9 protein-coding genes and 1 pseudogene are annotated in these 14,971 nt (G+C 36.6%); 4 read left to right on the top strand and 6 right to left on the bottom strand.

From position 1 onward, the window contains the following. Window positions 1-230 precede the first annotated feature (230 nt). Both murB and hemC read right to left on the bottom strand, forming a co-directional pair. Window positions 231-1,118, bottom strand: a complete 888-nt coding sequence (gene murB / locus ABWU67_RS02825) for a UDP-N-acetylmuramate dehydrogenase (protein WP_253303484.1) — start codon at window positions 1,116-1,118, stop codon at window positions 231-233. Beyond that, on the bottom strand, window positions 1,109-1,987 hold the full coding sequence (gene hemC / locus ABWU67_RS02820) for a hydroxymethylbilane synthase (protein ID WP_353282228.1): 879 nt from the start codon (window positions 1,985-1,987) through the stop codon (window positions 1,109-1,111). Before hemC ends, murB begins: the two co-directional genes overlap by 10 nt. Before the next feature lie 963 nt (window positions 1,988-2,950). Here hemC and odhB point away from each other — a divergent pair. Continuing rightward, a complete protein-coding gene (odhB, locus tag ABWU67_RS02815) occupies window positions 2,951-4,123 on the top strand; it encodes a 2-oxoglutarate dehydrogenase complex dihydrolipoyllysine-residue succinyltransferase (RefSeq protein WP_353282161.1) in 1,173 nt (390 codons plus the stop codon). A 38-nt stretch (window positions 4,124-4,161) separates the two neighbouring features. On the opposite strand, the gene ABWU67_RS02810 is transcribed toward odhB, so the two are convergent. Beyond that, the gene (locus ABWU67_RS02810) at window positions 4,162-7,641 is read right to left on the bottom strand and encodes a tetratricopeptide repeat protein (protein ID WP_353282160.1); all 3,480 of its coding nucleotides are present in this window, start codon (window positions 7,639-7,641) and stop codon (window positions 4,162-4,164) included. A gap of 249 nt (window positions 7,642-7,890) precedes the next feature. Between ABWU67_RS02810 and secA the strand changes: the two genes are divergently transcribed. Next, window positions 7,891-10,551: a preprotein translocase subunit SecA gene (gene secA, locus ABWU67_RS02805; RefSeq protein ID WP_244663065.1), complete on the top strand. Its 2,661-nt coding sequence runs from the start codon at window positions 7,891-7,893 to the stop codon at window positions 10,549-10,551. Between the two features lie 9 nt (window positions 10,552-10,560). On the opposite strand, the gene ABWU67_RS02800 is transcribed toward secA, so the two are convergent. Both ABWU67_RS02800 and fsa read right to left on the bottom strand, forming a co-directional pair. Beyond that, complete coding sequence (locus ABWU67_RS02800) at window positions 10,561-11,670, bottom strand: ankyrin repeat domain-containing protein (protein WP_353282159.1); 1,110 nt, start codon at window positions 11,668-11,670, stop codon at window positions 10,561-10,563. A 336-nt stretch (window positions 11,671-12,006) separates the two neighbouring features. Then, a complete protein-coding gene (gene fsa, locus ABWU67_RS02795) occupies window positions 12,007-12,648 on the bottom strand; it encodes a fructose-6-phosphate aldolase (protein WP_007552982.1) in 642 nt (213 codons plus the stop codon). 651 nt (window positions 12,649-13,299) lie between these two features. On the opposite strand from fsa, the gene ABWU67_RS02790 reads away from it, so the two are divergent. Both ABWU67_RS02790 and ABWU67_RS02785 read left to right on the top strand, forming a co-directional pair. Continuing rightward, window positions 13,300-13,641 (top strand): transposase, encoded by a 342-nt coding sequence (locus ABWU67_RS02790; RefSeq protein WP_353282158.1) that lies wholly within the window; start codon window positions 13,300-13,302, stop codon window positions 13,639-13,641. A 34-nt stretch (window positions 13,642-13,675) separates the two neighbouring features. Further along, window positions 13,676-14,534: pseudogene (locus tag ABWU67_RS02785) on the top strand (IS630 family transposase). 81 nt (window positions 14,535-14,615) lie between these two features. Here the strand turns inward: ABWU67_RS02785 and ABWU67_RS02780 are convergent. Further along, entirely contained in the window at window positions 14,616-14,969 is a 354-nt protein-coding gene (locus ABWU67_RS02780; RefSeq protein ID WP_264329466.1) for a transposase, read from the bottom strand. Window positions 14,970-14,971: the final 2 nt, after the last annotated feature.

Raw genomic sequence — 14,971 nt, 5'->3', positions numbered from 1 at the left:
CTATTGCCTTTCTTTCTCACTCCACAATTAAATAACTCTACAATATCGCTTATTTGATTCACTAATAATGAGAATTGGTATAACTTTGCTATTTTTCTCTCTAGATTCTTGCAAAGTTCTACAAGATTAACCACATTACCTCACGGTTTCTCTATGATTATTTTTTTAGATTACTTGTTTACCTTATTTGCCGTTCTCCTGAACGAATATACATAAGCTATAAAAACTATCTAATAGCTACCCAAAACCCTTATTTCCCACTCAAGTTCAACATTAAATTTATCCTTTACTGCATCTTTTACTTTGTTGCCAAGGTTTTCCAAGTCAGATGCAGTTGCATTATCGTAATTGAGCAAGAAGTTACAATGTTTCTTAGAGATTCTAGCTCCACCAATATTTAACCCTAGGCAGCCAGATTTATCAATTAACTCCCATGCTCGGTAGTTTTTTGGATTTTTGAATATGCACCCAGCAGTTTTTCCTCTTATTGGCTGGCTTTTATTTTTCCTCTCAATAACTTCCTTTAACCTTTGCAGTATAAGCTCATACTCTGAGTTTACCCCTTTAAACTCAGCTTCAACAAAAATCCAATTTCCTTTTAGGCTATGTCCACGGTAAAAATACCCCATTTCTTCGCTGGAGAACTCATATAGGTTTCCATCCTCTAGATTCACTGCTTTTATGGATTGTACAACACTTGCGATATCACTACCATATGCACCTGCATTCATTTCTATTCCGCCACCAACTGTTCCTGGAATTCCAACTAGAAACTCCAACCCACTAATCTGCTGATTTCCCGCAAAGTGAGCAAGGTTGCTGAGCAGCACAGCTCCCCCAGCTACAATAGAGTTGTTACCCTTACTTTTAATATATGCAAACTCCTTACCTAATTTTACTGTTATTCCTCGAATGCCACTATCTCGCACTATTATGTTGGATGTTGCACCAATAACGCTAACTGGCAGTTCAGTATTTTTAATCAAGTATGTTAAATCTTCAATATCACATGGTTTAAATAATACATCAGCTCGTCCACCAACATTTAACCACGTCGCTTTAGACATTAAGACATCATAACGATAGATTCCACGTACTTTAGGTAAGCTTATAAGCATTTTGATTTCAACTCTAATCCTGCATCCATACCCATTTTCTCCGCATCTTCTATAAATGAAGTGCGCTCAGTGAAGTATATATTTTTTCCACTTGCTAACATACAACGAAGGTGTAGCATATTTTCGCTCACATATTCAGCCAAAGCTGCAAGTGGTGTAAAACATGAACCATTCACTGTCTTCATAAAACTGCGCTCTGATTTCACTCCTATAAAAGACATATTATTATTAATTTTCTCTAAAAGATCGATAATTTTTACATCATTCCTTCTACATTGAATACAAACCGCCCCCTGCCCCACTGCACTTAATATAACTTTTGGTGGCAATACCTCTGTAATCAAGTGATGTTTTTCTAATCTTATGAGTCCTGCTTCAGCTAGAATTATTCCATCAAAACTTTGATTTTGCAATCTGGTTGTTACATTTCCACGTAGCGGTACTATATTTAAATCTGGTCTAACATTTAACAACTGAACTTTTCTTCTTATTGAAGAAGTGGCAATAGTAGCCTGCTGTGGCAAAGACTCAAGGCTATTGTGTTTATGAGAAATAAACGCATCGCATGAACTTAGCCTTTCTAAAACACAAGGAATTGTTAAACCCCCTGAGAAAAACGCAGGCATATCTTTTAGCGAATGAACTGCCATGTCTATATTATTTTCGAGCAATTCAGTCTCAATTCCTTTAATGAATAATCCTTTGCCTCCTATTTCAGCAAGATTTGCGTTTGCATACTTATCTCCAGAAGTTTTTATTTTAACAATTTCAATAGATAAGTTAGGAAAAGAATCCAGCAACTTTTGTTTTGCTTCCAAAGCCTGGGCAACTGCAAGCTTGCTTCCTCTGGTACCTATTTTGACTAGCATGTGTACGATTGTTTGTCTGATGTCATTCAAGTAGCTGACTACTTGGATCCAGTTTAATTCATTATATAAACCTTTGCATTTATTGTACTTTAACTTAAAACCAAAAGCAACTTTGACTTTACAAAATAATAACCTTTTATATGCATAAATAAGCTTACTGGATTCTAGTACTTGCATGACAAGGTATAAACCTTATCGTCATACCACCGCGAACCGTCATACCGTCACGGTATCTCTAGATCCCGCTAACACGTAGCGGGATGACGAATTATTTAACCGTCATACCGCGATTCATTCGCGGTATCTCTAGATCCCGCTAACAAGCAGCGGGATGACGGTTGTCGTTTAGCTATAAATATTAAAAAATTTACCAAGCGAAAAAAAAGGCAAAAGAAGCCCCGTGGTGGTTGGCTATTTACTATGTACTAAAATATCGGCGTTTTTTTTATTCTAAAACGCTTGATTAAGAGCGATTTAGCTGCTTTTAACTTGCAACTAACCTACACCGCAAGTGTTTAAGAAATTTACTAAGCAGGAAAAAAGGCAAAGAAACCCCGTAGTAGCTAGCATTCAAATTCTCCCTTGTCAATTTGACGTTTTTTGCTGTCTTAAACGCTTTGTAAGCGCGTTTCGGCTTATATAGGTAAAAACCTAAAAATTTTTAAACACATGCGATGCACGTAGTGCGAAAAATTAAACATGAGACGCCAAATACCCTAAGTTTTTTGTCATTAACCTGCACAGATTGCGAAGATAAATAAATAGCTTCAGTTTCATGATAGGGGGGATGGCAAAGCTTGTCAAGGAATTTTTATGGCCTAGCGTCACGTGCTGGAATGACATTTGGGAATATGTTATCCGTTTGTCACTTCTAAATGATAAGAGCCTCAATGAATTTATTAGTTTATTACATGTCTCTTTTCATGTATAAATCTATAGAAAGTTTTATACGGAAGTTGTTTTATGAGCAAAATTATAGAAATCAGAGCACCAAAAACTCTTGGTGGTGAATCAGTTACAGAAGGTATAGTAAAAATAAAGAAGGGTATTGGAGAAGCAGTAAAAGTAGATGACTTGATCTTTGAAATTGAAACTGACAAAACAGCACTCGAATTAACTGCAGAAGCTTCAGGGCAAATAACTGAATTTCTTGTAAAGGAAGATGATGTAATAAGCCCTGATCAATTGTTAGCGAAGCTTTCCATGGGAGAAGTAAAAGAGGAAGCAAAAAAAGAAGATAAAAGCGAAAGTTCTGCTAAAAAAGATGCTCCATCAGCTCGTAAAATTATGGAAGAAAATGCAATCAGTGCAGAAAGCGTCAAAGGAACTGGCATGGGAGATAGAATAACAAAAGCAGATGTGATAGGCCACATGAACAAAGCTGAACAGCCTGCAATAAAACAATATGAATTGCCAAAAAGTGTAGTAAATGGAGAGCAAAGAGAGGAACGAGTAAAAATGAGCAAAATAAGGCAAGTAATTGCCGCTCGTTTGAAGGCGTCGCAAAATACTGCTGCAATACTGACCACGTTCAATGAAATTGACATGAAGAATGTCATGGATCTAAGAGCAAAATATAAGGACGCCTTTGAAAAAAAATATGGAATAAAACTTGGTTTTATGTCGTTTTTTATAAAGGCAGCGGTGCAAGCATTGAAAGAAATTGCTGAAATTAACGCTGAAATCTCAGGCGATGAAATCATATATAAACATTACTATGACGTAGGTGTTGCTGTTGGCAACGATAAAGGTCTTGTTGTACCAGTTATTCGGGGTGCCGATCAGATGTCATTTGCAGAAATTGAGTTGACTTTAGTTGCTCTTGGCAAAAAAGCTCGTGAGGGTAAATTACAAGTATCAGAAATGGAAGGTGCAACATTTACCATCTCAAACGGTGGAGTATACGGTTCACTTCTTTCCACTCCGATAATAAACCCTCCGCAATCTGGAATACTTGGAATGCATTCAATACAAAACAGGCCAGTTGCCATGGGCAACTCAATTGAGATTAGACCTATGATGTACATTGCCCTCTCTTACGACCACAGAATAGTTGATGGCAAAGGAGCAGTAACTTTCCTCATTAAAATAAAAAATTATATAGAAGATCCAAACAGGTTAGTTTTGGAAGTGTAGCTCAAATGAGTTGTTGTTAGTCTAGTATTGCTAAAAACCTAAATATCATCTAGTTCTGCCAATAGTTTCACAACTTCCGGATGATCAGGGCCATAATGTTTCTTAAAGATGGATGAAGCCCGTTCAAACAATTCCTTTTGTTTCTTGTGGTCACCTAGAGCACCATAAACGTCACATAAGTCTGCCAGTAGTTTGGCAACTTCAGGGTGATCAGGGCCGTAATGTTTCTCAAAAATAGGTAAAGCCCGTTCGAACAACTCTTTTGCTTTCTGAGGATCACCTAAAGTCCTATAAGTGGTACCGAAGCTCACTAATGTTCTAGCAACTTCGAAATGATCAGGTCCATAATGTTTTTCTTGAATTGCTAAAGCCCGTTCAAGCAACTCTTTTGCTTTCCGAGAATTACCTAAATTCCCATAGGCATCACCTAGATTGGCCAATGCAATGGCAACCTGAAAATGATCAGAACCATAGTATTCTTCAAGAATAGGTAAAGCCTGTTCAAGCAACTCCTTTTGCCTACTAGGATTACCTGAATCCCCATAAGCATTACCTAGATTTGTCAGTGCAATGGCAACTTGAAAATGATCAGAGCCATAGTGTTTCTCAAGAATAGGTAAAGCCTGTTCAAGCAACTCCCTTTGTTTCTGAGGATCACCTGAGGTACCGTAAACAATACCGAGGTTTATCAATGCAATGGCAATTTGAAAATGATCAGAGCCATAATGTTTTTCTTGAATTGCTAAAGCCCGTCCAAGTAACTCTTTTGCTTTCTGAGAATCACCTAAAGCTCTATAAGAGGTACCTAGACCTACTAATGTGCTAGCAACTTGGGAATGATCAGGCTCATAATGTTTCTCTTGAATTGCTAAAGCCCGTTCAAGCAACTCCTTTTTTTCTTCATAGTTACCTAAATTCCCATAAATGATACCGAGGTTTGTCAATATAACAGCAACTTGGGAATGATCAGGCCCATAATGTTCCTCTTGAATTGCTAGAGCCCGTTCAAGTAACTCTTTTGCTTTCTGATGGTTACCCAGACCCCCATAAGCGTTGCTTAGGTTTGTCAGTATAATAGCAACCTGGAAATGGTCAGAGCCATAATGTTTCTCAAGAATAGGTAAAGCCTGTTTAAGTAACTCCTTTTGTCTCCTATGATTACCCAGATCCCCATAAGCGATACCTAGATTTGCCAGCGCTATAGCAACTTGAAAATTATAAGGCCCATAATATTTCTTAAAGATAGATAAAGCCTGCTCAAGCAGCTCCTTTTGTCTTCTGGGATTACCCAAGTCATGGTATCCATCGTTCATCCATATTAACAAATACACAAGATAATCCTTTTCTATTGTTTGTTTTTCTGAAGGATTTTTTGCTAGCCAATTATCTATATGTGATAAAAACGCTTCTAAGTGCGGCAATAATTGTCGCTTCTTAGCATAATCTTCTAATTTATCACTGTCGTCAGGGAAGCTTTCTTTTAGTAATTCAAAAGTCTTTTTCACAACTTTGTTTTTGCCTTGTTTTTCTAACTCTATCCTTATTACTTGCTGTACTAACCTGTGAATATTGACTAAATTTTGCTCTTCTCCTGAGTTGATCATTGAATATTGCTTAAGTAGTTGGATAGCATCACCTAACTTTTCTTCATTGCGTTCTACCCCTAAAAACATTTTTGCAGGAATGTTGTCAGGAGCAATATAGGCAATGATATCCAAGATTTCTTTGGCTTGCTGACCATACTCTGGGTTATCTTTGATTTTATCAATAGTAATTCTCCAGGTTATAAAAGTTGTCTTGGTGTAGCTATTGTCGCTGTCTTTAGGAAACTTAAAATCAAGTAATTTTTCTGCTTCCTCTTTGTATCTCTTTAAATAATCACTAATTTCAAACTTCAAGCCTACATTCTTTAATGCTATATCCCTTTCTTTTATGTATGCAACTGCCTGCTGCAAAGCTAAAGGAAAATGCTGTAATGTTTCTGCCAAATTCTTTATTTCATTTTCTTGTGACCCATCTTTTATACCTAATGCTTTTCTAATAAAGTCTATTGATTCTGGTTCAGTAAATGCACCCAATGTTAATGATTTTATATCTCCCCATTTCTGATTACGAGAGGTAATCAAAACACTAGGTTTATTATCATCAGATGATAAAAAGTGGGACGGTAAGAATTGACTAATACCAGCATCTTGACCTTCACTTCTATATTCTTCTGCATTATCGAAAACAAAGAGACTTTTTCTCTTGGCGAAAAAAGCGTATATGTCTCTTACAATAGATTCAATATCCCTATCTTCTGTAGGAATGCCTAAAGGATCTCTAGCTAACCTGAGAAAAGACTGCACCATGGTTTCATGGGTTTCAGCTTTTATCCATATAATATTGTTGTCATAATCTTTACTGTGTTCTTCAATATATTTTTTGGCCAGCTCAGTCTTACCTATTCCTCCCAACCCACTAATAGAAACCAGTTGCGATATTACTGTGGCTACACCTTGACTTTTTTGTATTAATTTGTGTAGTTCTCGTAATTCTTCTGTCCTTCCAGTGAACGATCCTACTGGATTTCTCACCTCAAATCGAAAGCCTCCTAAGATTTCTTCTTTCATCTTGCGAAAGAATTCTCTTCCGTCTTCATGTGTAAGAAAACGTCTCCCTTTTTCTTTCAACCAATCTAGCATTTTTTCTTGGAAGCGAGCGTAAACATTCTGTCTATCAATATCATTAAATTGCTCGCCTAGCTCACTTTTGATAATATCCGCTAGTTTTATTTCATTGGGCTGATTTACTGCAAATACTAACTTATCAAAAAATTCTTTTATATTGTCTTCCAACCTACCTTCATTCATCATTCGTCCAAATTCACGTTGCCACGTCTGATTTCTTTCCAATTTCCTTTTTGAGTTCTGATCTGGCTTGTTTTGGAGTTTTTTTATCTCCTCTTCTAATTCTTCCATCGCTTCTTCTACAGCACTTTCAAATGCTGGTTGCACTACTGAAATCATGTTATTGTGAATATAAGAGAACTTATATCTAGTGCCACCATCTTTAAAAAAGACATCACTAGTGTCGATTACTTCAACTAAAATTTCTATTTCCTCGTTTGGTCCTAAAGTTTTTACCCTCAACTTCTTCACTGTGTTTCGTGCTGTGCTTTGATCCAGATCAAAATCGATATTAGTACAGATAATAAAATCTTTCAGGTTACCATCTGCAAAATCTTGATTATTTTTGATCTTTAGGTAAGAAACAAAATACTTTGCTAATCCAAACTCACCACTTTTATCTTTTGTAAGTAAGTTCCCTACTCCAATTTTCTTGTTATCTTCATCTTGTGTGTGTTTAGCCTGCAAAAAACGGTATACTTTCTTACTACCTTGGGTACATTCAAATACTAAATCATCGAATTTTCTGGCCTCTTCTATTTCTGTACCTAAGCGAAAAGAGTGCTGATAGAGCACTCCTCGATGCAAAAATAGCATCAATACCTTTAGCTGGTAGATATTACCGTGCATAACTAGTTACCTCATACAGGCTGCTATAAATTTGTTTGATCTAGAATTAAAGATTACCAAACACCTAAAATAATGCAATAGAGTCTTTATGTGTTGATAGAAAGGCCTTCGAGGGTAGGAATTGCCTGGCAAACTCTTAATTCTTGATTTAAAAAAGACTTTCCAAAGACTCCCCAAATCTAATATGTAATTGCTGTAGGCTGCATTTAGTAATATAATCTCATATTAAATAAGACTTTACTTAAGTTTATGCTAGATTCTCCGCTAATTTTGACAGCCATTCTTATATTTTTCATTTTTACGTTGTCATTCTTTTTTATAAGAAAGATATTTGGATCAACAAACAAGAAGATAATAAAATCCTTTAGGAAAATTGTTCAGCAAATAAATGCATTAGAAACAGAAATGCAGAGCTTATCTGATGAGGAGCTTGCTGGTAAAACTGAAGAATTCAATCGAGAATTGAAAAATGGGAAAACGTTAAATGATCTTCTCGTACCTGCATTTGCAGTTGTGCGTGAAGCCTCTCGAAGATTTCTTAACATGAGGCACTTTGATGTTCAACTGATTGGTGGAATGGTGCTCCACAATGGCATGATATCAGAAATGAAAACAGGAGAGGGAAAGACACTCGTTGCAACTTTAGCAGCATATCTAAATTCCTTAGAAGGGAAAGGCGTACATGTCGTAACTGTTAACGACTATCTTGCAAAACGAGACACAGAGTGGATGAGCAAATTATATAATTCTCTTGGGGTTTCTGTTGCGTTTATTACGAATAACTTGACAGACGAAGAGAGGAAAGAGGCTTACAGTGCAGATATCGTGTATTCCACAAATAACGAGCTTGCCTTTGATTACCTGCGAGACAATATGAAATTTTCTCAAGAAGACATGGTTCAGAGAGGCTTTCACTACGGAATAGTTGATGAAGTGGACTCAATACTCATTGATGAAGCTCGCACTCCGCTTATTATTTCTGGCCCGGTTGAGGAAAACAATCAGATATATAAGCATATCAATAAAATAGTAACCAAATTAGTTGACTCCGATTATGAAGTAGATGAAAAAGGTAGAACGGTATTCTTGACTGAAGATGGTATTTCACGAGTGGAGGAACTACTAAGGTCATACAATCTCATTCCTGAAAATTCCTCGCTCTATGATACTGACAGCATGATAATGACTCATTATATAGACCAAGCATTACGTGCATATAAGCTGTTTACTGCTGATAAAGATTATATAGTAAAGGATGGCAAGGTAGTGATTATTGATGAATTTACTGGGCGTATGATGGAGGGCAGAAGATATTCCGATGGTCTTCATCAGGCACTTGAAGCGAAGGAGAATCTTGAAATTCAGCATGAAAACCAAACTTTAGCATCGGTCACATTTCAGAATTACTTTCGTATGTACAATAAACTTTCCGGAATGACGGGAACAGCAGCAACAGAGGCAGAAGAGTTTCGTGATATATACAGATTAAATGTAGTAAAAATTCCAACCAATGTACCTGTAAAAAGAGTTGATATTGATGATGAAATTTACGGTACAGAAAAGGAAAAATTTAATGCTGTGTTGAAGTTTATAGAAGAATGCTACAAACGCCTTCAACCGGTCCTTGTTGGCACGGTGAGCATCGAAAACTCTGAGAAGCTTTCTGCGCTTTTGCAAAGCCATTCTCTTAAGCATTCAGTATTAAATGCTCGTTATCATGAACAAGAGGCGTACATAATAGCGCAAGCTGGAGTGCCAGGTAGTATCACTATAGCAACTAACATGGCAGGACGTGGAACTGATATTCAGCTTGGTGGAAATGCTGAAATGATTGCAAAGGTGGAGCTAAAGAAGATAAAAAATGCTGATGAAAGAGAAAAAAAATACCAAGAAATAGTTGAAAGAGTAAAAAAAGATAAGGAAATTGCTATAAAAGCTGGTGGTTTATGTGTGGTTGGAACCGAAAGACATGAAAGCAGGAGAATAGATGATCAATTACGCGGCCGTTCTGGTCGTCAGGGGGATCCTGGACTTTCTAAGTTCTTTTTATCGCTCGAAGATGACCTAATGAGAATATTTGGCTCTGATAGAATGAGAAGCTTTTTACAAAAAGTAGGGTTAAAGAATAACGAAGCTATTCATCATCCATGGATCAATAAGGCACTCGAGAAAGCGCAAAAGAAAGTTGAAGCTAGAAACTATGACGTGCGGAAATCTCTACTTAAGTTTGATGACGTAATCAATAACCAACGTAAAGTTATTTTTAAGCAGAGAAACAATATCTTAGGCAACGAAATTAATGATATATTTGAAGTGTATAGCGAAGTAAATGAGAGCGTAGTAGAAGGTATAATCCAAAGTGGCTATTACGAAGATTATGTTGAAGATATAGCCAAAGAATTCCATACAAGGTATGGAATAACGCTTGATAAAGAAGACTTGGCAAAGTTTTTGAATAAACAAGAAGCTTTGAATTATATAAATGATAAGATACAAGAATTTTTTACTGAGAAAGAAAAATATTTCAACAGTCAGCACACTACAGATTTGTGGAATACGATCGTGAAGCAAATGATGATAATGACACTTGATCATTTATGGAGGGAACACCTTTCAGTTCTAGAGAGCCTAAGACAAAGCATAAGCTTACGTGCTATGGGGCAGAAAGATCCACTGAATGAATTTAAACGCGAAGCTTTCTTGATGTTTGAGTCAATGCTTGAAAAATGGAAGGAACTCACCATTCACCGCTTAGCACACTTTAAGTTGGCAGACAACCAAGAGATAGGCAATAGGTTACATTCTGCTAGAAATAGCAGACTTCCCAAAGTCTCAAGAAATGACAAATGTCCTTGCAACTCCGGAAAGAAATACAAACACTGCCATGGTGCGGTTACTGTGGTGAACTAATAATTATGGTTATACAGTTTGTTTATTTCCATCAACATTACTGCAGCTAACCTCACTTAGCTTACTGTTTAATGAATGCTCTGATGACTTATATGCAACTCCATAGGTAATACCACCAACTATCAGTACAGATGCTACAGTAATTCCAATTATTGCTAGTGCAGGTAATGCAGTGGCATAGGCAAGTACTAGTGGAACTACAACAGCAGATATAACACCCACAGTAATTCCTGCTGTTATAGCTTTAGGTCTATGGATGCATGATGGATTTGCACCATAATTTAGCAGGAGTTTTGCCATCCTTGGACTAGGTTTGTAAGGTTCATAAAAATTACCTAGTAAAGTTGTGTCACAATCTAGTAGCAGTTTTCCTCCTAACCTTATATTACGGTAACTATAATTAAGAGTAGCATAGTATAAAGGTGCCCTTCCATCCTTGTCTTTTATATTAGCATCTGCACCTTTTTTTAATAGCATTTCTATTGTTTGTATAAGTTCATAACCAATAGCATAATGCAAAGGAGTTTTTCCATCCTCGTCTTTTATATTAACATCTGCTCCTCTTTGTAATAAAAGTCCCGCTATCTTTGCTGCACTATCATCCTTCATAGGAGTACATATGTTAGCATTACATGTAGCATAGTGCAAAGCAGTTCCTCCAGATTTATCCTGTAGATTAACATTTGCCACTTTCTCCAATAACATTTGCACTATTTCTATATCTCTTTTGCCAGCAGCTACATGTAAAGGAATCTCTTTATCTTCATCTTGTGCATTAACGTCTGCTCCCTCTTCTAGCAAAACTTCTACTACTTGCGTATACCCATACTGAGCAGAATAATGTAAAGAGGTTTTTTTCCATACATCTTGTACATTAACATTAGCCCCGCTTTTTATTAGGTGTTTTACTACTTTTCCACAACCATTTTTAGCTGCTATAAGTAATAAACCACAATTAAGTACTTCAAATGTGTGATTTATATCAAACTGGTTACTTTCCCACTCACTGTAGATATCTGGAAGCTTCTGCTGTAGTTCATCTTTGATTTTCTCAACTACATTTTCTGCACTCAGGTCTGGACTACTGTTGACTTCTTGTGGTATTAACCTTAATGTCATTTCCTTCTCCAAGATATAAAATTTTATTATGGCATATGGAGTGGATTATGTCAATGAAGAACTAAGAAACTGGTTCTTCTTTTTTTCTATAGCTTTAGGTTTACCTACAATTTGAAAAACAACAAATTCGTCATTCCGCTACTCGTTAGCGCCGCGGCGGTATGATGTAGGGAAACCTTTCTTGGGTTAGCTATAAAGTTAAAATTCGACCAGGGCAGCCGCAATAAGGTAGCAAACGCCATCATGTCTTTAGGAGAGTTTGCTAATGAAGGCTCTTAAGTTGACGCCATTGCCTGAACGGATACGCCAATTTTTATGTTCATTTGTAACCGTCTATTATTTTACACCCCAGTCTTTTTCAAATATTGCTAGCCCTTGGTCAGTAAGTGGGTGATTAATTAATTGTCTAAGTACTTTTGCTGGCACAGTAATTGAATCAGCACCAAGCCTTGCAGCTTCTATTACATGCGCTGGGCTTCTCACTGATGCAACAAGAACTTTAGTATCAAAACCGTAATTAGAATATATAGTACATATATCTTCTATTAGCGATAAGCCATCATAGCTTATATCATCAAGGCGACCAACAAAGGGGGAAATAAAACAAGCACCGACCTTAGCGGCAAGCAGTGCTTGTCCAGGAGAAAAACATAATGTGATGTTAACAGGTATTTTATGCTCTGTCCATAACTTTTTACAAGAAATTAATCCTTCATGTGTAAGAGGTAATTTGATCACAACATTATCAGCAATTTTTGCTAAATTCAGACCTTCTGTGATCATCTCTTCATGGCTATCTGCAACAACTTCAACACTAACAGGCCCTTTTATAATAGAGCATATTTCACGCACTAAATCCTCGTATTTATCTTTACGCCCGGACTTTGCTATTAAAGAAGGATTAGTTGTTATGCCGTCAATGAACTCCTTTAGTCCTTTAATTTCATTTAAATCAACGCTATCAAGAAAAATTTCCATATTAATCTCCTATAAAAAAAATACCCTTGCAAAATCTTGTCATCCTACTGCTTGACTTACAACCGTATGAACTTTCTGCGTTGTAAACATCAAACAGCCGATAACACAACTGTACAAATATTGAGACATAAGAGTAATTTGTACCAAGAAAAAAGATGTCATCCCAGTGCCCAGACCCCTTAGACAATGTACCATCTTTTGATTTTGTCCATTCTGGGCGGGGTTTTCAAGTTCTTTGATCTTAAATACTACATCTACTTTATCAAGATCAATGTTGACTTCTTTTACTAATGTTCTAATAAGACTACGTTTGGCTTGCCAATCTAGGTCCGATTTAACACTAGAATAAAAGCCCTTTATGCTATTTGTAATAAGATTCATTTTCTGCCGTATTCCCTTTTACCTTTTTCTTCTCTCCTTCAATCTCTTTTAAACGTTACTTCATTTTTTTTATTGCCTGCTTAAAGTCTTCCTTACTTATAGTTAGTGCATACTTTGTTGCCGTAAAAACTTCTGGTACCCAAACAATTGTAATAAGTATACACAATCTTTGTCAACTATTTTCGGCACTGGTATATTGACCTTACCCAGAAAAAGTGGAGAGAAAGAAAGGAGTTTTTTCGGGTAAAATAAAATTTTGGAGGATTAGAAATGGTAAGAGAATATACGGCAGAATTCAAATTGGAAGCTGTTAAGCTGGCAAATGAACAAAGAAAGGTAGGTCAACCAGTTGCAAAAGTAGCAAGAGATCTAGGAATAAGGGATAGTGTATTAGGAAAATGGATGAAGAAATATAACGAAAAAAAGTCAGCGGCAAATGCATTTCCAGGTAGAGGTAACATGGCTCCTTACGACAAAGAGAGGTTTGATTTACAAAGCAAGAGTAACAAGGGAAAGAGACATTTAAAAAAAAGCCCTGGCCAGTCAAAAAGAGTAAAATATTTTTTTATAAAAGAGCATAGTATAGCTCTTTCCACAGAAGTCCGGATATGATAAGATTAAGGATAGATGGCGATAAGGAGGTTGGATGCCGGCAGCATATAGTTATGATTTAAGAAAAAAAGCAATGGAAGCACTAGACGAAGGGGAAAGCAGAGAAGCAGTGGCAGCAAGATTTAAAATTGGACGAACTACTTTGTGGGAGTGGAAGCAAAGAAAAAAAGAAACAGGCGACTTTCAGTCAAAAAACTCGGTAATGGAGGTTACAATCAGAAAATTATCGACTGGAATAAGTTTATCGAATTTGCTAAAAAACACGGTAGAAAAACTCTGTCGGAAATGGCTAAACTTTGGGGCAACGTTAGTATCGAAACGATCCACCGAGCTCTCAGAAAAATTGGATTTACGCGCAAAAAAAGACATATGGATACAAGGAAAGGAACGAAGAAAAACGTGCTGAATTCTTAAAAATTATAGCAACAAAAGAACCAGAAAACTTAGTGTATATAGATGAGTCTGGGATTGATAACACGGAGGACTATCCATATGGGTATTGCCAGAAAGGACAGCGATTTTATGCCCTAAAATCTGGAAAAAAAACTCAACGAATCAGCATGGTTGCAGCCTTAAGTAGAAGAAAGATAGTTGCTCCATTAACATTTGAAGGCCACTGTAATATGGATATTTTTAATGGATGGTTTGAGCAATTTTTGGCACCGATCTTAGAACCTGGACAAACTGTCATTCTTGATAATGCTACTTTTCATAAGTCTGATAAGCTTATCAAGCTCGCTAAAGGAGTCGGTGCAGAAATTTTGTATCTGCCGCCTTATTCTCCAGATTTTAACAAAATTGAGCATCATTGGTTTGCTATAAAAAACAGAGCCAGGAAAAACATTCCTCTATTCGAATCCTTTCGTCGTGCTGTTGATTCTGCCTTCCTATGACCTATTCGGACTATTATGAGAAATGCTATATTTGCTGATTCTCTACTGCTTATTTTTCTTGTGGTCCACTTATAGTAGCCACTAGCAGAAAACCCTACATAATTCCTGCACTTTATAGTGTTTACTATGCTCTTTTATGAAAAAATATTTTACTCTTTTTGACTGGCCAGGGCTTTTTTTTAAATGTCTCTTTCCCTTGTTACTCTTGCTTTGTAAATCAAACCTCTCTTTGTCGTAAGGAGCCATGTTACCTCTACCTGGAAATGCATTTGCCGCTGACTTTTTTTCGTTGTGTTTCTTTATCCATTTTCCTAATAAACCACCCTTTATTCCTAAATCCTTTGCTATTTTTGTAATTGTTTGACCTGCCTTTCTTTGTTCATTTGCCAGCTTAACAGCTTCCAATTTGAATTCTGCCGTATATTCTCTTACCATTT

It is taken from the genome of Wolbachia endosymbiont (group A) of Aleiodes leptofemur (assembly GCF_964028465.1).
In the GTDB taxonomy this organism is placed as follows: domain Bacteria; phylum Pseudomonadota; class Alphaproteobacteria; order Rickettsiales; family Anaplasmataceae; genus Wolbachia; species Wolbachia pipientis.
Note: the sequence above shows the minus strand (reverse complement) of the source record. Positions and strands in the feature narration are given on the sequence as shown.

Coding starts and splice junctions, on each gene's coding strand:
- ABWU67_RS02790 (WP_353282158.1), top strand. CDS start 13,300: ATGGTAAGAGAATATACGGCAGAATTCAAATTGGAAGCTGTTAAGCTG.
- secA (WP_244663065.1), top strand. CDS start 7,891: ATGCTAGATTCTCCGCTAATTTTGACAGCCATTCTTATATTTTTCATT.
- odhB (WP_353282161.1), top strand. CDS start 2,951: ATGAGCAAAATTATAGAAATCAGAGCACCAAAAACTCTTGGTGGTGAA.
- ABWU67_RS02780 (WP_264329466.1), bottom strand. CDS start 14,969: ATGGTAAGAGAATATACGGCAGAATTCAAATTGGAAGCTGTTAAGCTG.
- murB (WP_253303484.1), bottom strand. CDS start 1,118: ATGCTTATAAGCTTACCTAAAGTACGTGGAATCTATCGTTATGATGTC.
- ABWU67_RS02800 (WP_353282159.1), bottom strand. CDS start 11,670: ATGACATTAAGGTTAATACCACAAGAAGTCAACAGTAGTCCAGACCTG.
- ABWU67_RS02810 (WP_353282160.1), bottom strand. CDS start 7,641: ATGCACGGTAATATCTACCAGCTAAAGGTATTGATGCTATTTTTGCAT.
- fsa (WP_007552982.1), bottom strand. CDS start 12,648: ATGGAAATTTTTCTTGATAGCGTTGATTTAAATGAAATTAAAGGACTA.
- hemC (WP_353282228.1), bottom strand. CDS start 1,987: ATGCTAGTCAAAATAGGTACCAGAGGAAGCAAGCTTGCAGTTGCCCAG.